We start from the raw sequence: 19319 nt of genomic DNA, 5'->3' as shown, positions 1-19319 counted from the left end.
GACTTCGAGGCTCATCGACGCCCGCCGAACTCCCAGTCCTGGACCTCGATGTCCGCGTACCGGTCCGCCGTCAGGACGCTGCGTGCCGCGTCCGGGTCCGGGGCCCTGAGCAGCGCCGCCGTACCCACCCAGGTATTACCGTCGTCGGACAACAACGGCCCGTACGCGATCAGCTCGTCCCGGTCGAGCGGCAAGGTGAGATCGGCGGCCGGGCCCTCCCCGAGGCCGAGCACCAGGTACCGGTTGCCGCCGGTCCGGCCGCCGGCGAAATCCCACATGGTGCGCCCCAGCAGGTTGCGCCACCGGCGCACCAGCACATCCCGATACGCGCCAGCCTGGTAGTTGGGCTCGTCAAAGGCGAACGCGCGGGCAGCGGCAGGGCCGGGCAAGTCGACGATGTGCACGCTGCCGGTGGGTGTCTCCCCATCAGCGGCGAAGGTCGGGCCACGGGCGATCAGCTCCTTCGCGTACCGGTCCATGTAGGACCAGTGCTCCTGCGTCAACTCCTCACGCAACGCAAGGGAGCCGGGCCGATCGCGGTGATAACAGAAGAACTCCATGACCACAGACCCTTACCGATCAAGGGCACGCACCGCAACTGCCTTTGGGTCACAGCGAACCCTTGCACCATGCGTCGGCAGGAGCCCCAACAAGCCCACGGTCCCGGTCAGTTCGTGATCGCGGTTCGGGGCACCGGTGAGATCCTCGCCGCCGTACTCACGCAGCATGATGCCGACCGCGCCTGCGCGCGCATCTTGGCCGACGGTCCTCGTACGCACACCCGCTAAAAGCTGTAGCGGGTGTGGCTGAACACCTGGCCGTCGTGCCCGAAACCGAACGCCGTGCCGGGCGCCACCGCAAACAACAGATCGTCACCCCTGCGGATGCTGTCGCCAAAACCGTAGAAGATCCCGTCCGGCGAGGTGATGTGGCTTCCGTACTGCGACTCGAAAGCGCCGATGATCTTGTCTTGCCGCGCGGGATCCACCACCCGCTCCGCCATTCCCTCAATCACGATGTCGAGCCCTTCGGACAGTGAGTTGTGCCCTGTCGTCAATGCGCAGTGGGCATCACCGGCCAGGTTCTTGGCCTTCTGCTCGCCGCGCCCCGTGCTGAAGTGCAGCGCCCCGTCATGCCACGCGGCGATCAGTGGCGTGACGTGCAGCCGACCGTCCGGCCGGATCGTGGTGATCCAGAAGATTTCGGCGGCCCGCAGCCGCCGCTGGACCTCGGCCCAATCGGTGGCCGTGACGTCCCCCGCGCCCGGGCGCGGGTTGAGCGCGGAGCTGTATCGGGCGTCAAGCTCGGCCTTGGGCTGCTTCTGCGTCATGCGGGGCCCTCTCCTTCTTCTCGGAACGAAGGCAAGCACGTCGTAACGAAGACTAGGCACTGTTTCTCGGATCATGTTCGGAGCCAGATGGTGAGGGCTGCGAGGGTGATGGTGCCGAGATAGATGTAGGCGCGTTTTTCATAACGGGTGGCCACTGCCCGGAAGCCCTTGAGCCGGTTGATGGCGCGTTCGACGGTGTTGCGTTTCTTGTAGCGTTCGCCGTCGAACCCGGTGGGCCTGCCTCCGCGGGAGCCTCGGTTGCGCCGGTGCCTTTGCTGGTCCAGGCGTTCGGGGATGGTGTGGGCGATGCCGCGTCGTCGCAGGTAGCGGCGATTCTTGCGGGACGTGTAGGCCTTGTCCGCCAGGACATGGTCGGGTCGGGTGCGTGGCCGTCCGACGCCGAGGCGGGGCACGGAGATCTGGCTGAGTACGCGCTCGAACTGGGGGCTGTCGCCGTAGTGTCCCGGGGTCAGGACGATGGCGAGGGGCCTGCATCGTCCGTCGGCTGCTAGGTGGATTTTGGTCGTGAAGCCGCCGCGGGACCGTCCCAGACATTCGCCGCTCGGAGGACTTCCTCCAAGCGGGCGGCCAGTTTCTGCAGCACCGGATCGACCTGGTTCGTCCCCCGGCCGGCCCCCTTTTGACCCACCGCGGCCGGGGATGACTTCCGCGCGCCGGCCGCGTGTTGGTGGGCTCGCACCGTGGTGGAGTCCACGGACACATCCCAGTCGATGCGACCTTCGGCATCCTCAGCTGCCTGCACTTTCGACAGCAGCATGGCCCACGTGCCATCCGCTGACCAGCGACGATGACGTTTGTAGACCGTCTCCCACGGCCCGAAACGCTCGGGCAGATCCCGCCACTGCACACCCGTGCGCACCCGGTACAGCACTCCGTTGATCACACGTCGGTGATCACTCCACCGGCCCCCACGGGCACCACCACGAGGCAAGAACGACACCAGCCGGTCCCACTCCGCATTCGTTAAATCACCGCGACCCATACGACCAGCCTGGCCCCAACTACCCACTCACGTCAGGAGATCCGAGAAACAGTGCCTAGGCCCGCCCACCCGACTGCGCCCGGCTCAAGTCTTGATCAGCGACACGCCCCGCCAGCCTCGCCGCCCTGCCTGCCCGGCAACGGTCAGTCGCTCACGTACGCGCGCAGGAAGGTGTCAACGGCCGCTTCCGCCGTGCCGCGCAGCTCGGCGGCCGGGACGCGGCGCGTCCATCCAGAGAGACGAGCCAGCCGGTCGGCGAGGGCTGCGTGAGGGCGGTGCGCGGTGCGCTCATGCACAGTCTCGACCAGGCCGGGGAACTGGGCCACTTGTGCATAGGTCAAGCGGCGGAGCACCCGAGCGCGATCGCTGCAGCAGAGTCGCGCCGGCCGATGAGCCAGGTCCGTCACCGTCGCTCGCAAATCCTCGTCCCTCGCCCGATCACCCAGATGCTCGACCGCCGCGAGGGTGTCTGCCATCAGGGCGTCACCGCGGCCTCGACGGCGTGGCGGAAGAGGGTCTCCTTGTCGGTCAGACGGACCAGGCACCCGTCATCAGCGACCGCCGTCACTCCCCCAGTAGGAGCACCAGCAGAATCACGGCGTTGCCTTCAGGGCCCCACCGTCTCCCGCGCCATCTTCACGAACTGCCCCAGCTGCGGATGTCCGCCGTGCTGTGGATAGATCAGGTTCAGTGGCACGCTGGGAGCGTCCGGGATCGTCAGGAACGAGACGAATGCGTGAAAGTGCTGACGTCCCACGAACTCCGGTACGACCCCAAGCCCCTTGTTCGCGGCCACGGCTTCCAGCCATTCGTCGAAGTTGCGGCACACCACAGCCACGTCCGGTCGCCGGTCGATCGGCCACTCGTCCAGGTTGGTCGTACCACTCACCTCGTTCAGCACGAGTTGGTGGTCCGCGATCTCCTGCCAGCTCATCTCCTCCCGGCTTGCCAGCTCCGAACGGGTGGACACCGCGACGATCCGGCGTTCGTGCAGCAGCGTCACTGCCTGCATTCCCGGCGCCTGTACGCGCCCCCGCAGCACCGCCACATCCACGTCTCCGCGGTCCACCCCGGCCAGTTTCGCGTCATGCCGTTGCACACGGACCGATAGTCCGGTCTCCGCCTCAAAACGGGCGATCGTCTCCTGTGGCCAGCCGGAGGGGAAACCCCAGGCGAAGCCCACGCGAAAGGTCTGGTCCTCCGGTTCGGGGCGCAGTGCGGCTTCCAGCCTCGGGATGAGGAAGCTGAGTTGGCTGTAGAGGGCCTCACCGGCCGAGGTGAGCGCCACCTGCCGTGTGGTGCGTTCGAGCAGCCGTCTGCCGATCAGCTCTTCCAGGCGTCGCATGTTGCGGCTGAGAGTCGGCTGGGAGACACCCATCCGCTTGGCAGCGCGCGTGAAGTGCTTGTCTTCCGCCAGTGCCAGGAAGCCGCGCAGGTGGTGGAGCTCGATACTCATGCCGAGCAGCATATGCAGACTGTTGAACCCGTTTTCGCACCTGGGGGGCTTCCCGGAAGTCTGCGATCGTCTCACCGTTCCTCGCTGTTTCCTGTGCATCCCTGATGCACAGGAGGCTGGGTTGTGCCTCTCAGCTCTCATGCTGGGGGCTTGGTGTCCTGCTGCGAAAGGGCCCGGACTATGGGTCCGGGCCCTTGTGTCGCAGACGTGGTCTGCCCTCGGCGCTCAGCCCTGGTACTGCGCCTGCGTCACATGTTCCTTCCACTCTGTCGGCCCGTCAGTGACCGCGATGTGCGTCATGAAGGTCCCCGGTCCCGCCCCATGCCAGTGCTCTTCGCCGGGGTGGCAGACCACGGTGTCGCCGGCCCGGATCTCCTGCACTTCGCCGCTGCGGAAACCCAGGAGTCCGACTCCCTCGGTGACGTGCAGGACCTGGCCTGCCGGGTGGCGGTGCCAGGCGCTGCGCGCGCCGGGGGTGAACAGGACGTTGCGTACTTCGGCGTTGGCGGTGGCGCCGATGCGCGGCCACAGCCAGACATCCCCGTGGAAGCGGTCTTCGGGGCCCTTGGTCGCGTCTCCGGGATGACGGATGACGTCCATGGTGTGTGCTCCTCAAGTCCAGTGGTTCGTATGGTTGTTGTCGATGGTTGCTGTTCCTGCCCCTGCGGGGCTTCCTGCGTCAGGGGAAGGCAGCCCGGCACGCTGGTGCGGCGAGCCGCGCGGCGACGAGCGACCCGAGCTCTACGCCTTCGCCTCTCCCCCGGTCCTGCCGGCCAAGAAGACCAGTCCGGAGGCCGCGACCGACACGATGGCGAGCACCATGTTCGTCGTGCCGAACGCCCCGTGTGCCGTGTCCGAATGCTCCGCCAGGGCCAGGTAGACGGTGCCGAAGATGGCGACACCCATCGTTCCGCCGACCTGGAGGGTGGTGTTGAACAGACCGCTGACGTCCGGCGCATACTGCGGCTCGACCGACTCCGTCAGGTGCGCCAGCGTGCCGCTGAACGCCGCGCCGTAGCCGACCCCGCCGATGCCGAGCAGCAGTACCAGCCACGCCGTGGTCTGCAAACCGGCCGCGATACCGGCGAAGGACACGGCCATCAGCAGGCCGCCTGCCGGGGCTGCCAAGCGGCGGCTGCGCGCACCCATGCGGCCCAGCAAGGGGCCGACCGCGGCAAACGTCGCCACCCAGGCGATGGGCACCAGCCCCGCATACACCGCGCTCTTGCCCAGGCCCTGCTGGAGGTAGAGCGCGAGGACGAAGAGCAGGGCGAAGTAGCCGGCCCGGGTGGCCGCCTGGGAAACCAGGGCGAGCGACACCGAGGGCCTGGACAGCAGCGATACGTTCACCAGCGGGTCGCCGCCCTGCTGCGCAGTATCCCGCTCGACCTTCGTGAACAGCGCGAAGACGGGCAGTGAGGCGGCCAGGCACAGCCAGGTCCACAGCGGCCATCCCGCATCCTGCCCCAGCACCAGCGGGGTGACCAGCAAGAACAGAGCCAAGGAGAGCAGGCCCACGCCCCGCAGGTCGAGCTTCTTGCGGCTCAGACCCTCGTCGGCGGGCAAGAAGGCGTACGAGGTGATCAGAAGGATGATCCCGAGCGGGACATTGATGAGGAAGATCGGGCGCCAGCCGCTTCCCAGGATGTCCGCTGAGACCAGGACCCCGCCCAGCGCCTGACCGACCACCGAGCTGACGCCGAGGACACCGGTGTAGGCGCCCAGTGCGCGGCGCCGGGCTTGTCCGGCGAAGGTGACCTGGATGCTGGTCAGGACTTGGGAGACCATCAGGGCCGCACCCACGCCCTGCACGACGCGCGCCGCGACCAGCGTGGCGCCGTTCGGTGCGAGTCCGCAGCCCAGGGACGACAGGGTGAAGAGGGCCAGGCCGCTGAGATAGATCCGGCGCCGCCCGCGGATTTCGCCGAGCCGCGCGCCGGTGATCAGGAGCATCGCGTACGCGAGGGTGTATCCGGAGACGATCAGTTCCAGTTCGCCGCCCGAGGCGTGCAGGCGCTCGCGTATCGAGGGGATGGCCACGTTGACGACGGCGATGTCCACGTTGCCGAGAAACATGCCGCCGAGCAGGGAGGCGAGCACCCACCCCGTCCGCGGCTCGGGGCGTCCGGTCTCCTTGGACGGCGTCGTCGGTTGCGCCGTCGTCGTCTTCACGCAATCCATCCCTCGCCCCTGCCGTTCACGTTGTGTCGTCGCCGCGCGCCCCTGGGTCCTGCCGGACGCCTGCGGCCCTGTCCGGACGACGCCACTACACCGCGTCCCGCTGTACCAGCTGGAACTGGATGCCCTGTGACGTGTCGGGCTGCGTCCAGGCATTGAGGTTCGGGCCGACCGGTACCGGCTCGTGTGTGGTCAGCTCGACGCCGAGCCCCTGCACCGCCCGCATGATGGAGGGCACGTCGTCGACCTCCACGCCGATGTGCTCGATCGTCGCCTGCTTGCCCTCGCCCAGACGGCGCTCGCGCGCCTGCGGGGTGGTGGGCTCGATGAGCTCGATGCGGCCGTCGCCGCAGTGGTAGAAGGCGATTTTGACCTGCCGCTCGGGGACCTCTTGGGCCCGTTCCAGGACCATTCCCAGGCTTTCCAGGAACGTCCGGGCCGCGGCCAGGTCGTCGACCACCACTCCGATGTGATCGATGCGCTTGAACATTTCTCGACTCCCTTGCTTGTGATTACGTGTTCGGTGCCTCGCCCGCCACGGCCAAGCCCTCGCGGGAGAACTTGTTGTGCAGCGAGACCAGTTGCGGCAGGTTGGACATGTTCAGCAGGAGCAGCTCGTCTTCGGTTCCGCGGTTTTCGAAGTGGTGCGTCCACCAGGCGGGGATCAGCAGCACATCGTCGCCGTCCAGCTCGACCGTCTCCCCCGTCTCGTCCAGGACGAGGACACCCGACCCGGACCGCACGAAGTACAGGTGCCACCAGGAGTGCGCGTGCGGGGTGGTGTGCTCGCCGGGGCGTACCGATTGGAAGGTCATCGACGTGCCCGGCACGATCTCGTGCCCGCCGTCGGGGCCGGTCAGCGTCAGCGTGCCGTATTGCGAGTGCTCGGCTGCTTCCAGCTCCTTGGCCAGGCTCTTCCAGGGCCAGATCACCGGTTCTGGGGTCTGGATGTGCCGCTTGCGGAATTCACGGTAGGGAAAGTGACGTCCGGTCTGTACCGGCATGCTCTGCCTCCCGGGCAGTTTCGTAGGAAGGGGTGTGCGTCGTCGTGCGGCGGTGTGCGTCGGCGGCCATCTCCCGCACGGCGGCGTCGGCGTCCCGGGTGAACTGCGAGGGGAGCTGGTGCCGGGGCAGCGCGTGCGTGTAGAACCTCGGGCCCTCGACCAGGTAGCCCAGAGCCCAGGCGCCGCGCAGCTCCGTGCCCTGTGCCGTGATGAGGCGTCCCGCCGCGGTGATGTCCAGACCACCGGGTGCGAAGTCACCGTTGCGGTAGGGGCGTACGAGACCGCGCTCCAGGAGCTTGGCGGTCAGCGGCGAGCGGTCGTGTTCGGGGTGGAAGGTGTCGAGGCGGGCGATGACCAGTGCGTCAGCGTGCCGCATCTCGGCGCCGCCAGGGTAGTCGGTGCGCACCGTGTAGCGGCCCCGCTCCCGGTCCCGGATGAGCCGGCCGCCGGGGCCGCCCGCCAGGTCGACCACGCCGGCCCGCATCAGGGCGAGCAGCTGGTGGTTGCGATGGCGGGGCGGTCCGAATGCGACGCGGTTCATCACCGGCACGTACACCGCGTTGAAGATCCGGTGCGAGGCGGGCGTCAGACCGCCGAACTCGACCGCCTCGCGCAGTGCGGCGCGGGTGTCGCGGATGACGTCCGTGGCGGCCTTGACCGGGCTGGTCAGGTTACCGAGTTCGGCGTGGGCCAGGTCGTCGGCGATGTGCTCGGTGAAAAAGCGCCGGAAGGCGGCCTGGTCGGTGAAGTTTTCGCCGGACAGCGGGTCGAGGATGTCCTGGACGATCCGCAGCTCTGGCGCCGTCGGCTCGAACTGCTCAAAGGGGAGGGGCCGACCGAGTTGCGCCGTGCGGTAGGCGTAGGTCATCTCTCGCACCAGCAGGGGCAGCACGTCCTGGACGAAGTCGAGCTTGCCGTCCGGCCGGGTGGCGCGCAGGGCGCGCACTGCTTGTGGCGTGAAGAAGCGGGCCCGGTGGCCTCCGGTGATGCCCTTTTGGTTGAGGCCGCGCGCGCTGAAGGGCAGGCACTGCCGGGAGAACAGGAGAATGCGCGGCTCGCGTCCGGAGGGGTGGTATTCGGTGGCGGGGCCGGTGCCGCTGAACGTGCCGCCGCGTCCTGCGGTCAGTTCGGAGATCACGTCGTGGGCCGTCAGGCCGAACCCCTGCACCGCCACGGTGGAGCCGGGCGCGATGCGCTGCAGCAGGTCGACGGGGTAGGGCGTGGAGAAGTACGCGAGGTGCGGGTTGCGCTCGGTGTAGGTACGGGAGAACGCGCCGTGGGCCAGGTCCTCTTCGGTGGGCACGCGCTCGCAGTGTCCGGTGGTCAAAAACAGGTAGTCGACGGTGACGGTGAAACCGCGGGCCAGCTTCACGGCGTAGCGGTCATCCGCGGTGGGGGCGATGTCCACGGCGCGGTCGCGGTGCTGAACGACACGGACCGTGCCGGGCAGCGAGGCCAGTGTGCGGTCGAAGACGAAGCTGAGGTAGGAACCGAGCATTCGCCGCGGCAGATAGGCGTGTTCGCCGACCGGCTCGCCGCTGTCGTCGCCGGTGGGGTGGTAGGCAGCCTCAAAGGCACGGTATCCGGCCGAGGCCGCCCATTGGGTGAACGAGGGCCCGGTGTTCTCGGCGAACATGGACACCTGGCTGGCGACGGTGTTGGTGAGCAGGTGCGCGGGCTGGCGCGCGGGGTGGGTGCCCTGGCCGCCGTCGCCGGGGTCGATCAGATGAACCTCCAGCTGCCGGCCGGCGGGCAGTTCACCGGCGAGCTCGGCGATCTTCTGCAGGACGCTGAGGCCGCGCGGCCCGACGCCGACCACGGCTGCGCGCAGCGCGCTCATGCCACCACTCCGCCGGCCGTGGTGGCGGCCAGCAGGCCGTCGGCGGCGGGCTCGTGCAGGCACCTCCAGTCGGGGGCTCCGGCAAGCGCCGGGAAGCGCAGCGCCACCTGAGGGTCGTGACCGGGGATGACATGGTCCTCGCCGTCGGCCAGGGCCTCGATGGTGTCGTATCCCTCCAGCATCGGCGTCAGGCCCTCCAGGATGGGAAACGGGCTACGGAGGCGGATGTTGGCCCACAGGTGGGCGGCGTCGCTGGCGAGCACGACCCAGCCGCGTGCGGTGGGCACCCGCACCACCTGGGTGCCCGGGGTGTGCCCCGGCACGGGGTGCACGGTGACGCCGGGCAGGATCTGGGCCTCGCCGCGGTGCAGCACCAACTGGTCCTCGAACAGACCCTGCACGGCCGTGTGGACGTTCACCGGCTCGAACGGCCTGCGCACCACGCGGTGGCGCATCGAGGGGCCGGTGCAAAACCGCAGCTCCTCCTCCTGGAGGTGGATGCGGGCATGCGGGAAACGATCGAGGTTCCCGGCGTGGTCGTAATGCATGTGGGTGATGACCACGTCCGTGATGTCGCCGGCACTGGTGCCGAGATCTCCCAGGGCCTTGACCGGGTCGCGGAACAGGGTGCGTCCGCGCCGTCGCGCCATCTCTTCGGGGAAGCCGGTATCGACCAGCAGAAAGTGCCGCTCGTTGCGCACCACCCACAGGTAGTAGTCGTTGGGCATCGTTGAGTCGGCGGCGAACTGGCCCTCGTCGGTGAGGAAGTTGTCCCGTGCGGGGCGTTCGGCGTGGGTGCCAAAGCGCAGCGCGAGGACCTCATACAGGGGGGTGTCCACGGGCACGGCGCTCACGCTCCCACCAGGTCGAGTTGCCGACTCGGGGACGGGAGGGCGGGGAGGTCCTCTTCGAAGGGGAACCTGGGCTCGCCGAACGCGGGCACCAGCTGATCGAACCAGGTCGCCTGGGCATCGAACTTGGCGTAGAACGGCTGGCGCACCAGGTGGCCGCGCCGGGCCTGCAGGAGCTGCAGGGCAAAGACCTTCTCGCCCCGGATGGTGGGCGTGCCGTCGACCATGACCTTTCCGGGGAAGGCGCTCATCGACGGGCCGCGCACGGTCCGCGCCAGGCCGGAGACGCCGGCATAGGCGGTGCGGAAGAGGTCGTAGGCCTCGGTGAGCGGCAGCTCGAAGTAGGCGCGGGCGCCGGTGTCGCGCTCGACGAACATGTAGTACGGGATCGCGCCCAGGCGCACGCCCTGGGTCCACAACTCCTGCCAGGCGGCCGGGTCGTCGTTGATGTGGCGCAGGACGGGCGATTGCATGCGCACCACGGCGCCGGTGGAGTTGATGCGACGCAGGGCGTCGCGGGCGATGTCGGGGCGCAGTTCGGCCGGGTGGTTGTAGTGGCCCATCAGCGCCAGGTGCTTGCCCGCGCCGACCACGCGCTCGAACAGGCGCAGTAGGTCATCGGCGTCGACGTCGCTGACGAAACGCTGGGGCCAGTAGCCGACCGCCTTGGTGCCGATCCTGATGTTGCGCACGTGCGCCAGGTCGGGGGCGAGCAGCGGCTCGAGGTAGCGTTCCAGATTGGCGGTACGCATGATCAGCGGGTCGCCGCCGGTGATCAGCACGTCGGTGACCTCCGGGTGGCTGCGCAGGTAGGCGCACAGTCCCTCGGCGTCCTTGGCGGCGAAGTGCAGGTCTTCCTCACCGACGAACTGGGGCCAGCGGAAGCAGAACGTGCAGTAGGCGTGGCACGTCTGGCCCTGGCTGGGGAAGAAGAGGACGGTCTCCTTGTACTTGTGCTGGATGCCGGGCACCACTTCGCCTTCCAGCTGCGGCACGTTGTGCGTGAGCTGGCCCGCGGGGTGCGGGTTCATCCGGGTCCGCGCCGCATGGATCTCTTTGGCCAGGCGCTGCTTGTCGCCGGAGCGCAGCAGGTCGCGCAGGGTCGCGAAGTCGTCCGGATCAAGCATCGACTCGTGCGGAAAGTTGAGCCGGTAGATCGGATCGTCCGGTATCCGATCCCAGTCGATCAGTTCGTCGAGCACGTACTGGTTGGTGCGGAACGGCAGCACATGGGAAACCACTTCGACGGCCTCGCGCAGCTCCGCAGGAATGCGCTCCCACTGAGGCGCCCGCTTGATGGACGAGCGGTTGTAAGGCTTGTACTTCGCAGGGCTTTTGGCGTGACTGAAAGTGTCCATGATGACTCCCTGTCGCATATGTGGAAGGGGGTTGGAAAAGGGTGGGGCAAAACAGCGGCACCCGGGGGCGGATGCAAGGTGCTCCCGCGCATAGTTGTTTCCTTGCACCCGTCCTGGTCTGGGGTTTGTGACCTCAGGGGCGCCGCTCGCCGGCGACACCGGAAACGTAGACCAGGAAAACCGGCCGGGAGAAATAGTTTCAGACACGCATTAATACGCGTAGCGAATGAATCGCATTCATGAGCGTGCTGCATCAATCGGCCGCGCAAGGCATCAATCGCTGAAGTGGGGCTAAAAAAAGGCATCTAGGATCGGCCATTGCCCGGCCGCCGGATGGCGGCCGGGCCAAGTCATCACATTGCACGGCGCCCGCGCGGCACGGCGCGCGGCACAGCAAGCGGGGGGTCTTTCCTTGAACGATGGACACGGACTCGAGGTCGGCGTCGTGGGCATGGGCCCGCGCGGACTGAGCATTCTGGAGCGCCTGTGCGCCAACGCGGCGGCCAACCCGGACGGCGTCCCCGTCACCGTCCACGTCGTCGACCCGGCCCCGGCGGGAGCCGGCCGCGTCTGGCGCACCGACCAGTCGGCACACCTGCTGATGAACACGGTCGCCGAGCAGGTCACCGTGTTCACCGACGCCGCAGTGAGCTGCGCCGGCCCCGTGGTGCCGGGACCCAATCTGCACGCGTGGGCGTCATCACTCACCGCCGCGACTGCCGCCTGCCACGGCGAGGAGATCTGGGCCCAGGCACGCGCCCTTGGCCCCAACTCCTACCCCTCGCGCGCCCTGTACGGCTCCTACCTGCACTGGGCCTTCCACCACGTCGTACGCAACGCGCCCGCCCGACTGACGGTCCGCGTACACCAGGACACGGCCGTCGCCCTGCACACCCTCGGGGATGGCCGTGACGTGCTGCGTCTTGCCAGCGGAACGCGGCTGCCGCTGGACGCGGTGGTCCTGGCCCAGGGGCACGTGGCCGACAGCAGAAACGGGATCGGGGACAGGGCCGGGGCCCCGGTCGCCCCCGGGGCCAGGTATGTGCCTCCGGGCAACCCCGCCGACGCCGACCTGTCCGCGATCGCCCCCGGCGAGCCGGTGGCGCTGCGCGGCCTCGGCCTGGCCTTCTTCGACCACCTGGCGCTTTTCACCCAGGGCCGGGGCGGCCACTTCGAGGAACAGCCCGACGGCACATTGGCCTACCGCGCCTCAGGCCGCGAGCCACGCCTGTACGCGGGCTCCCGACGCGGACTGCCCTACCAGGCACGCGGGGAGAACCAGAAAGGCCCCGGCGAACGCCACCGGCCGCTGCTCCTCACCCCCTCCACCGTGCAAGCCCTGCGCGAGCGCGCCGCCAACCGACCCGTCCGCTTCCGCGCGGACATCTGGCCGCTGATCTCCCGCGAGGTCGAACTCGTCTACTACGCGGCACTGTTGCGCCGCCGCGGCACACCCCAGGAGATGGCCGCGGCATTTCTGCGCGACTACCAGACAGCGCCCACCGAAGGCCCCGCCCACAACCAACTGCTGGATGCCCACGGCATCACGCCCGGCGAGCGCTGGGACTGGGACGCGCTGACCCGCCCCTACCCGGCCGCGGCTCTGGAGGGGCGCGCCGAGTTCACCGCGTGGCTGGCCTCCCACCTGGAGCGTGACGCGGCCCTGGCACGCGGCGGGAACGTGGACGAGCCCGTCAAGGCGGCCTTGGACGCGCTGCGTGACTTGCGCAACGAGATCCGGCAGGTCGTCGACCACGCGGGGATCACCGGCTCCTCCTACCGCGACGAACTCTCCGGCTGGTACACACCGTTGAACGCCTACCTGTCCATCGGCCCGCCCGGACACCGCATAGCGCAAATGGCCGCCCTGATCCGAGCCGGCGTTCTCACCCCGATGGGCCCCCACCTGCACGTGTCCGCCACCGCCACCGGCTGGGAGGTGTCCTCAGCCGTCGTCCCCGGCCCCCCGGTCGCCGTCACCACGCTCGTGGAGGCACGAATCCAGCAAACGGACGTGCGCACCACCTCCGACCCGCTATTGCGCCATCTGCTCGACTCGGGCCAGGTAGTCACCTACCGCATACCCGACCCGAACGGCGGCCACCACGAGACGGGAGCCCTGGCCGTGACACGCAGACCCGCCCGCATGCTGGACGCGCACCATCGCCCCTACCGCGGCCGCTTCGCGCTGGGCATCCCCACAGAAGGCGCACACTGGGCGACGGCGGCCGGCATCCGGCCGGGAGTGGACTCAGTGACGCTGGGCGACACCGACGCCATCGCGCGGGCGGTACTCGCCCTCGACGCGGCGCTCCCGGCGAAACCCCATGCGCTGGTGGGGGCACGATGAACACCGACAGCACCCTCACCCGTGCACGTCCCACAACCCTCACCAAGACCCGGGCCGGGGGCCTGTCCACAGCAATGACGGTGGCGGCCGTGACCGTGCTGACGTCACTGCCGGTCTTCCTGCCGGGCGCAGCCAACGGACTCATCTGCGCCCAGTACGGGTGGAGTTCAGCGCGCATGGGCGCCATCCTGGCGACGTACTGGCTGGCCTCGCTGGCGGGCGCCTACGTCACCAAGCACTCCCCCGTGCCCCCGGCCATCGAGCGTGCCCTGGCCGCCGCGCTCGGCGCCACCGCGCTGGGCCTGGGCTGCGCGGCAACAGCACCGGCCGCCGGACTGTGGGTCAGTTCCCTCCTCGGCGGTTTCGCCTACGGGAGCACACAACCGCACACCAACGCCCTACTCATGCGGCGCTGCCCGCCGCGCATCCGCGCCTTCGCCTTCGGTCTCAAGCAGGCGGCCGTGCCGGCGGCCACGCTGCTCGCCAGCCTCGCCATGCCGCTGCTGGCCCAACCCGCCGGCTGGCGGCCGGTATTCGCCGCCACGGCCACCTTGTGCGCGACGGCGACCGTGCCGCTGCTGCGGCGGCGCAAGCCCTCCAGTGATCAGGCCGGCCAGGCAGCCCGACAGCACCACCCCGTACTGCACCCTGACCGTTACCTCCTGGCCCTGAGCTGCGCCGGGTTTTTCGGCGCGATGGTGGGCAACGGCCTGGGCGGATTCCTGCTGCTCTCCCTCACCTTGCACGGCACCTCGCTGGCCGCGGCGGGGGCCATAGCCACCTGCGGCGCCGCCCTCAACATCGCGGTGCGTCTGGGCGCGGGCTGGCTGATAGGGCGCCGCCCCCAGGCGACGGGCGCCACTTTGACGGCTCTTTTTCTGACGGGGGCATGCGGGACGGCTCTGCTCACCACCACCAGCCTCGCGCTGAGCGCCGTGGGCGCTTTGCTCGCCTACGGCGGCGGCTGGGGCTGGGCGGGACTGTTGCACTACGCGATCGGGCTGCCCTACCCCGGGCAAGAACAGCAGGCGACTGCCTACAGCCAGATGGGCGTCTCGCTGGGCGCAGCGACCGGGCCGCTGGTGTGCGGAGTGCTCTTCACCATCGCCCCGCAAGCCGCGTGGGGAGCATTGACCCTGGCAGGTGTCGCCGCGGCCGGATGCGGTCTGCTGGCGCGGCGGGGCGGGCGATAGCCGCCCCTACCATGACCGTTCACACGTCGCTCTTGCCACCACCGGTCCCGCGCGCCGCCTACTTCCCCGACTCCCTCAACCCTCCGAGGGCCCAACGGCCTTGATGCCGGGCTCGAGGCCATCCTGAGCACGCCGAGGCAGCGGATCCTGGACGAGGTGAACATCCTGGACCGCCCCAGCGGCGCACCGCAGTAAGCCGAGATCCAAGAGCTTCGCCAACTGGTCACCACACTCACCCTCGCCAGAGCGGCCTTGCCCCAGGACGCAGGCCGGCGACCAAACCGCGGACCGATCCCCGACAGCCTTGGCCTACTCCCCGGGGCAACACCACACATCTGACCGCCACGACGATGAACCCGGAGTCCCTCATCTCCTGGGCGCGATGACTTTGGTGCCTGCTCCGCCTGGGCCGACAGCCCGAGCGTCGTCGTCTGATCACATCATCTGGCGGCCAGCGGGATCGCCGCCAGGATCGTCGGCCAGGCTGATCGACGTCCTGATGCGCTTGCCGACCGGCTCGCGGTGCACCTCGAAGCTCTGGCACACCGCCATCACGATCTCCAGCCCGTGCTGACCAACCCGGCCGGGGTCCGGGGCCAAAAGCAGCGGCAACGTCGTGCTGCTGTCCCAAACGGTCATCTCGAAGACTCCGTCGCTGACACCCAACGTCAGCAGACACGGCCCCGGCGCGTACTTGCGGGCGTTGGTCACCAGCTCGCTCACCACCAACTGCCCCATGTCCAGCACCCGCCTCGACACCGGAAGTCCGTGCACATGCTGCAACCCCACGAGGAAGTCCCGGGCCATGTCGCGTGCAGACCCGATCTCCTCACTGCCCTCGAAGGCCGCAGAAACCGATAGCGGGCCCTGCGCGAACAGATGCTGGCCCTCGTCCCGCCCAGCCAGGTCCATGCTGTCCGCCTCACTGCCCAGGCGCCGCTGCTTGCCCACTCGTATGCCCTCGCTGGGCCGTGGTATGCCTGGCAGATTTGAGCGATGAACGGACAACGAGAAGCCGAGGATGGTACAACGCCCGCCGGTGCCGGCCGCGCGCCCAGGATGCAGCCGTGAGCAGCACGAAGGCGTTCGAGGAGGCGGTGGCGGCTCACGCAACACCGGAGCGTGAGCCGCGGTGCTGCGAGTGCACCACGTGACATGGCGGACTTTGCGTCGGGCTGGGACGACGCCATCGTTTGGATCTGTACGCATTCCTGCCGCTTCGCCCCCACCAAGGCCCGCGCCGGGGCCAGTTGAGCAGCGGGACGCGAAGCCTCGCTACCGATCAGATGAGCTTGGCCCTACTCTCCCTACAGGTGGGACTGGGCCTCCGCCTGCACATCGTGACCGCCCACCGAGACTGGCTCGAGCCGCACTACCGGCACACAGCTTCAGCCATCGCTCTCCAGACGCCAGCCAGGCGCGGCCTGGCAGCGGCGAGAGAGGGCATCCTCGCGCGAGGACACATCGAGGGGGAGCCTCGATCCCTCGCGCCCCGGCCGCCGCCGAACCACGCGGCGGCGGCCGGACTCTTACCCGCGTTCCCCTACCGGAGCACGTCATGTCCGCAAACCCGGTGCCATCGCGTTTGCGATGCAGCGGAAAGACAGCTTCCGCCGCCTGACGTACGCAGCTGCCCGGCGCTGCACCAACTGCTGCAGCCAGTGGGCGGATTGCTCGACGGCCCGCACAGGCCGCGCGACACCGTGCGAGCGGCCCTGGGGCGCACATCGTGGGGTCACACGAGTCAGCCGCGCGTGAGTGCCAAGCTTCCGTCGCCGTGAGCCCTGCGTGTGTCCCGTAGGCCGCGGGGCGCTTACGGCAATCCGAGAACCCGATCCCACGCCAAGATCCGTTCTCATCCGACCGCGCATGCCAGCACGAAAGCCGGCAGGATCTGCGCCAACTTCCTTGCCCCGCCAGCCGCAGCACCGGCCGCGTCCACGGCGTGCTCACCCTGCGCCTCACCCTTTCAACCGCAGGCCGCAAGCGCCTGACAGGCGGGGACAATCAACGCCAAGCCGACGCAGACCAACGGAATTTGACGGTGCGGAGGGGGCAGCTTGATCTTGTCGCGGCCCCGATGAAAGAGTGCTCTCGCAGGTTGCATCTCACACGTTTTCGCAGACAGGAACGTTTGTCATGAGCACTCTCGGATTCGCCGGAAAGTCATCCGTCGCCGTCGCACTGGCCTGCGCGGCCACGTTGCTGATGCCGGCCACTCCGGCCGCCGCCTCCGACTGGGACCGGAACTGCTACAGCATCTCGGCCCCCTACAAGGGCATCAGTGAGATCATCGGCAAGGCTGGCAAGACCCGCAGCGGCTGCACGGACGCCACGATATCCCTGCAGCGTCACCGCTGGTACGGCTGGGAAGAGATGGACTGGACCCCGCTGGAGAGCGGCACCAAGCTCGCCTATTGGAACTGCACGGGCTCTGGCACCTACACCTACAAGACGGTCGTGGGCGTCGACTCCAACCTCGCCACCTACGAGAGCGCCGAACGCCGCTTGACCTGCTGAGGGCGCCCGGCGGACCGGTGAGTTGGCCGGCAGCGGTGCGAGGTGATCGACGATGCGGCGGGCAGCAGGCAGTGAGATCCCGCACAGCGGCGCCACACGCCGCACGGTGAGTCGTGCGCCAGTGCGGCGCCGCCAGCAGCACCCGGTCCGCCAGGGCAGTCGCGCTGGGCACTGCCATCGCGGTGTACCAGCGCACGCACCCCTCGGAGGGCGCAACGTGCCGTCAGTCCGGCACGTTGCGCTAGCTGGATGAGCGGCCCGAGGAGCGGTGAAGAACCCCCGGCGGGCACATCCCTTAGCGTCGAGTGCCGTCGATGTGCTCGAGCAGCGCTGAGCGATCAGTCGACATACGATTCGAGCGTGCCGCGACGGCGAACGTCGAGCGTCGCGCAGTGGAATGAGCCCCCAAAGGGTGCGTAGTGCAGCAGGTCGCACGGCACGGGCTCGAACCCCCACTTCTCAAGGGCACGCAGCATGCCCGTGTGGTGGCGCTCCACGATCACTCGCTTTTCGTCGATCATCAGCACGTTCATGCTGAGCCATTTACCGCACATCGAGGTGAGCTTGACCAACCTCTTGTCGATCGGGTCCGGTTCGGGGGCGACCAAGATGTCCCACGAGCTCAGCACGTCGGGCAGTCGGTCCGGATCGACATATTCGGGGTTGATCATCACCTTGCCGGGTGCGAGCGGGAGAAACGTCGTGTCGATGTGCATGGGCGTACGACAGCGGCTTTCGATCTCGTGAATGCGGTAGCCGGACCCCAGGTGCCGCCGCAACCACTCGATTCCCATCCGGTTCGTGACGTTGCTGCGCGTGACGAACAGGTCGCGTCCTGCCCGCACGAAATCTGCCGCATCAAACACGGGCTCGAATTCGGTGAGGATGTAGCGCATGGGCTCGCCGTCCCCCGGAGGGGAAAAGTCCTCTTCGAACAGCGCCTCGGTGAGTTGCGGCCTGGGCGCCGCCGTCCAGCGCGCTCCGCGCCGGAAATAGTCCTTGAGGATCGTGCGGTAGGAGTGACTTTCGAAGTATCGGCACGGCCACGCCATCGGCGTTTCAATGATCTCGTCGCCGACGACGAGGAGGCTGTCGCGCGGGCAGGCGTTGCAAAAGCCGTGCGACGACCAGTCGGGGGTGCCGAAGTCTGCCTTGTGGTCGGCGATGTCCGGGCGCCTCACTGTGATGCCGAGCGACTCCAGGAGAACAATGAACTGATCAAGTTCTTCCTGTGCCGGATCGGTCAGCATGCTCGGATAGGCGAAGCCGGAAGCCAGGCCCTGCAGACGCGCCGCCCACGGCGGGATGTTGCAGGACACAACCGGGTGGTCAGAAGGGATCGCCGCCCCGTCGATCCGCCCGACGATGATCTCTTCGAGCGGGTCCCACTCGTTGTGCGAATTGACCGGCGAGACGCGAGCGTTCGCGGCACTATCCGTCACGACTGCCTGCACCCACGTCGGCGGCTCGCCCGCGAACCGCTCACTTCGAGATCAGACTCGCCCAGGATTCTGGTCCTCTGCACCATATGCATACCTGTCGCCCTCACCCACGGAAACCAGCAGAGAAGTGGGCCCAGTCCGTCGATACCACGCACGGTAATCCGGCCCAGCAGTTTTGTGCACGACCCTTCAGCGACCATGTACCCCCTACGCCTCACGTAAACAGCAGCGCTCACCCGCTGAAGTGCGGGGAAAGACACCCCGGGTGAATCTCGAAGTCGCGGGCCAGGCGGCGGTGGTTCATAAGCCGGCCACAGGTGCAACAATCAGCGCCGCGGAATGACCTTGAAACCCTGATGGGCAGGGCCCGTGGAGTGACTTCGACGTCGATGCCTGGGCGCGCGCCGTGGTCGATGACGCTGGTGCGGTAGCCGACGTCGGACCAAGCTCTGCCGATGCGGGGGTGGTCGACGGCGATGCGCGAAAGCCCATCGATGCCGCCGACGTTGTCAGAGATCTTCGCGGTGACCAGCACGGCCAGGAGAAGACCAAGCGCGTCGACGCCGATGTGACCTTTGCTCCCTGCTCTGAGCGGAGACGTGAGCCAGGGATACCCGCTCAGCGGCGCCCTTTTGACCACCGTCGCCGCCCCCGACACCCAGCCAGCGGCGTCGCCGTCTCCCCCGATGACAAGTGGATCGCCGCCGTCGGCTCCCTGCTCCACGTGTGGTGGACCGTGGTGACGCTCAGGGAACTGCGTTCCGGCCGCCGCACCTGTGCGGCGGCCGGACACC

17 protein-coding genes and 1 pseudogene are annotated in these 19319 nt (G+C 68.4%); 3 read left to right on the top strand and 15 right to left on the bottom strand.

Annotated elements, in window-relative coordinates; translation table 11 throughout:
* Positions 1–11 precede the first annotated feature (11 nt).
* From ACWFRU_RS37375 to ACWFRU_RS37320, 12 genes are all read right to left on the bottom strand, one after another.
* Complete coding sequence (locus tag ACWFRU_RS37375; protein WP_453692564.1) at positions 12–560, bottom strand: YciI family protein; 549 nt, start codon at positions 558–560, stop codon at positions 12–14.
* 224 nt (positions 561–784) lie between these two features.
* A complete protein-coding gene (locus ACWFRU_RS37370; protein WP_453692563.1) occupies positions 785–1330 on the bottom strand; it encodes a pyridoxamine 5'-phosphate oxidase family protein in 546 nt (181 codons plus the stop codon).
* A gap of 71 nt (positions 1331–1401) precedes the next feature.
* Positions 1402–2333 (bottom strand): IS5 family transposase gene (locus tag ACWFRU_RS37365; protein ID WP_453692562.1). Its coding sequence is split into 2 segments (ribosomal slippage): positions 1402–1983 and positions 1986–2333, totalling 930 coding nucleotides; the frame shifts between segments, so codons are not numbered across the junction.
* 143 nt (positions 2334–2476) lie between these two features.
* Positions 2477–2809 carry a TetR/AcrR family transcriptional regulator C-terminal domain-containing protein gene (locus ACWFRU_RS37360; protein ID WP_453692561.1) on the bottom strand — a complete coding sequence of 111 codons (333 nt, stop codon included), beginning with the start codon at positions 2807–2809 and terminating at the stop codon, positions 2477–2479.
* 131 nt (positions 2810–2940) lie between these two features.
* Positions 2941–3801, bottom strand: coding sequence for a LysR family transcriptional regulator (locus ACWFRU_RS37355; RefSeq protein ID WP_453692560.1), 861 nt, complete (start codon positions 3799–3801; stop codon positions 2941–2943).
* A 213-nt stretch (positions 3802–4014) separates the two neighbouring features.
* Complete coding sequence (locus ACWFRU_RS37350; RefSeq protein ID WP_363311934.1) at positions 4015–4389, bottom strand: cupin domain-containing protein; 375 nt, start codon at positions 4387–4389, stop codon at positions 4015–4017.
* A gap of 141 nt (positions 4390–4530) precedes the next feature.
* Entirely contained in the window at positions 4531–5961 is a 1431-nt protein-coding gene (locus ACWFRU_RS37345; protein WP_453692559.1) for an MFS transporter, read from the bottom strand.
* A gap of 94 nt (positions 5962–6055) precedes the next feature.
* Positions 6056–6457 (bottom strand): VOC family protein, encoded by a 402-nt coding sequence (locus ACWFRU_RS37340; protein WP_453692558.1) that lies wholly within the window; start codon positions 6455–6457, stop codon positions 6056–6058.
* Positions 6458–6479: 22 nt separating this feature from the next.
* Entirely contained in the window at positions 6480–6971 is a 492-nt protein-coding gene (locus ACWFRU_RS37335; RefSeq protein ID WP_453692557.1) for a cupin domain-containing protein, read from the bottom strand.
* Entirely contained in the window at positions 6934–8811 is a 1878-nt protein-coding gene (locus ACWFRU_RS37330; RefSeq protein ID WP_453692556.1) for an FAD/NAD(P)-binding protein, read from the bottom strand. Before ACWFRU_RS37330 ends, ACWFRU_RS37335 begins: the two co-directional genes overlap by 38 nt.
* Positions 8808–9665: an N-acyl homoserine lactonase family protein gene (locus ACWFRU_RS37325; RefSeq protein ID WP_453692555.1), complete on the bottom strand. Its 858-nt coding sequence runs from the start codon at positions 9663–9665 to the stop codon at positions 8808–8810. The genes ACWFRU_RS37330 and ACWFRU_RS37325 overlap by 4 nt, the downstream gene beginning before the upstream one ends.
* On the bottom strand, positions 9662–11020 hold the full coding sequence (locus ACWFRU_RS37320; protein WP_453692554.1) for a KamA family radical SAM protein: 1359 nt from the start codon (positions 11018–11020) through the stop codon (positions 9662–9664). The genes ACWFRU_RS37325 and ACWFRU_RS37320 overlap by 4 nt, the downstream gene beginning before the upstream one ends.
* A 412-nt stretch (positions 11021–11432) precedes the next feature.
* Between ACWFRU_RS37320 and ACWFRU_RS37315 the strand changes: the two genes are divergently transcribed.
* Complete coding sequence (locus tag ACWFRU_RS37315; protein ID WP_453692553.1) at positions 11433–13370, top strand: FAD/NAD(P)-binding protein; 1938 nt, start codon at positions 11433–11435, stop codon at positions 13368–13370.
* Complete coding sequence (locus ACWFRU_RS37310) at positions 13367–14563, top strand: MFS transporter (RefSeq protein ID WP_453692552.1); 1197 nt, start codon at positions 13367–13369, stop codon at positions 14561–14563. The genes ACWFRU_RS37315 and ACWFRU_RS37310 overlap by 4 nt, the downstream gene beginning before the upstream one ends.
* Positions 14564–14998: 435 nt before the next feature.
* On the opposite strand, the gene ACWFRU_RS37305 is transcribed toward ACWFRU_RS37310, so the two are convergent.
* The gene (locus ACWFRU_RS37305) at positions 14999–15475 is read right to left on the bottom strand and encodes an ATP-binding protein (protein ID WP_453692580.1); all 477 of its coding nucleotides are present in this window, start codon (positions 15473–15475) and stop codon (positions 14999–15001) included.
* A gap of 1227 nt (positions 15476–16702) precedes the next feature.
* On the opposite strand from ACWFRU_RS37305, the gene ACWFRU_RS37300 reads away from it, so the two are divergent.
* A complete protein-coding gene (locus tag ACWFRU_RS37300; RefSeq protein WP_453692551.1) occupies positions 16703–17083 on the top strand; it encodes a hypothetical protein in 381 nt (126 codons plus the stop codon).
* A 338-nt stretch (positions 17084–17421) separates the two neighbouring features.
* Here ACWFRU_RS37300 and ACWFRU_RS37295 read toward each other — a convergent pair whose 3' ends face one another.
* Complete coding sequence (locus ACWFRU_RS37295; RefSeq protein WP_453692550.1) at positions 17422–18525, bottom strand: amidinotransferase; 1104 nt, start codon at positions 18523–18525, stop codon at positions 17422–17424.
* 262 nt (positions 18526–18787) lie between these two features.
* Positions 18788–19111, bottom strand: a pseudogene (locus tag ACWFRU_RS37290) (IS5 family transposase); the annotation flags it as partial.
* Between the last annotated feature and the right edge of the window lie 208 nt (positions 19112–19319).

This window comes from Streptomyces sp. NPDC055099, assembly GCF_053607685.1.
This window is presented reverse-complemented; position numbering and strand designations above follow the sequence as displayed.

Bases quoted from the DNA above. Each gene is read 5' to 3' on its own strand.
- ACWFRU_RS37320 (WP_453692554.1), bottom strand. From the start codon at position 11,020: ATGGACACTTTCAGTCACGCCAAAAGCCCTGCGAAGTACAAGCCTTAC.
- ACWFRU_RS37330 (WP_453692556.1), bottom strand. From the start codon at position 8,811: ATGAGCGCGCTGCGCGCAGCCGTGGTCGGCGTCGGGCCGCGCGGCCTC.
- ACWFRU_RS37310 (WP_453692552.1), top strand. From the start codon at position 13,367: ATGAACACCGACAGCACCCTCACCCGTGCACGTCCCACAACCCTCACC.
- ACWFRU_RS37335 (WP_453692557.1), bottom strand. From the start codon at position 6,971: ATGCCGGTACAGACCGGACGTCACTTTCCCTACCGTGAATTCCGCAAG.
- ACWFRU_RS37370 (WP_453692563.1), bottom strand. From the start codon at position 1,330: ATGACGCAGAAGCAGCCCAAGGCCGAGCTTGACGCCCGATACAGCTCC.
- ACWFRU_RS37305 (WP_453692580.1), bottom strand. From the start codon at position 15,475: ATGGACCTGGCTGGGCGGGACGAGGGCCAGCATCTGTTCGCGCAGGGC.
- ACWFRU_RS37355 (WP_453692560.1), bottom strand. From the start codon at position 3,801: ATGCTGCTCGGCATGAGTATCGAGCTCCACCACCTGCGCGGCTTCCTG.
- ACWFRU_RS37340 (WP_453692558.1), bottom strand. From the start codon at position 6,457: ATGTTCAAGCGCATCGATCACATCGGAGTGGTGGTCGACGACCTGGCC.
- ACWFRU_RS37375 (WP_453692564.1), bottom strand. From the start codon at position 560: ATGGAGTTCTTCTGTTATCACCGCGATCGGCCCGGCTCCCTTGCGTTG.
- ACWFRU_RS37300 (WP_453692551.1), top strand. From the start codon at position 16,703: ATGAGCACTCTCGGATTCGCCGGAAAGTCATCCGTCGCCGTCGCACTG.
- ACWFRU_RS37350 (WP_363311934.1), bottom strand. From the start codon at position 4,389: ATGGACGTCATCCGTCATCCCGGAGACGCGACCAAGGGCCCCGAAGAC.
- ACWFRU_RS37360 (WP_453692561.1), bottom strand. From the start codon at position 2,809: ATGGCAGACACCCTCGCGGCGGTCGAGCATCTGGGTGATCGGGCGAGG.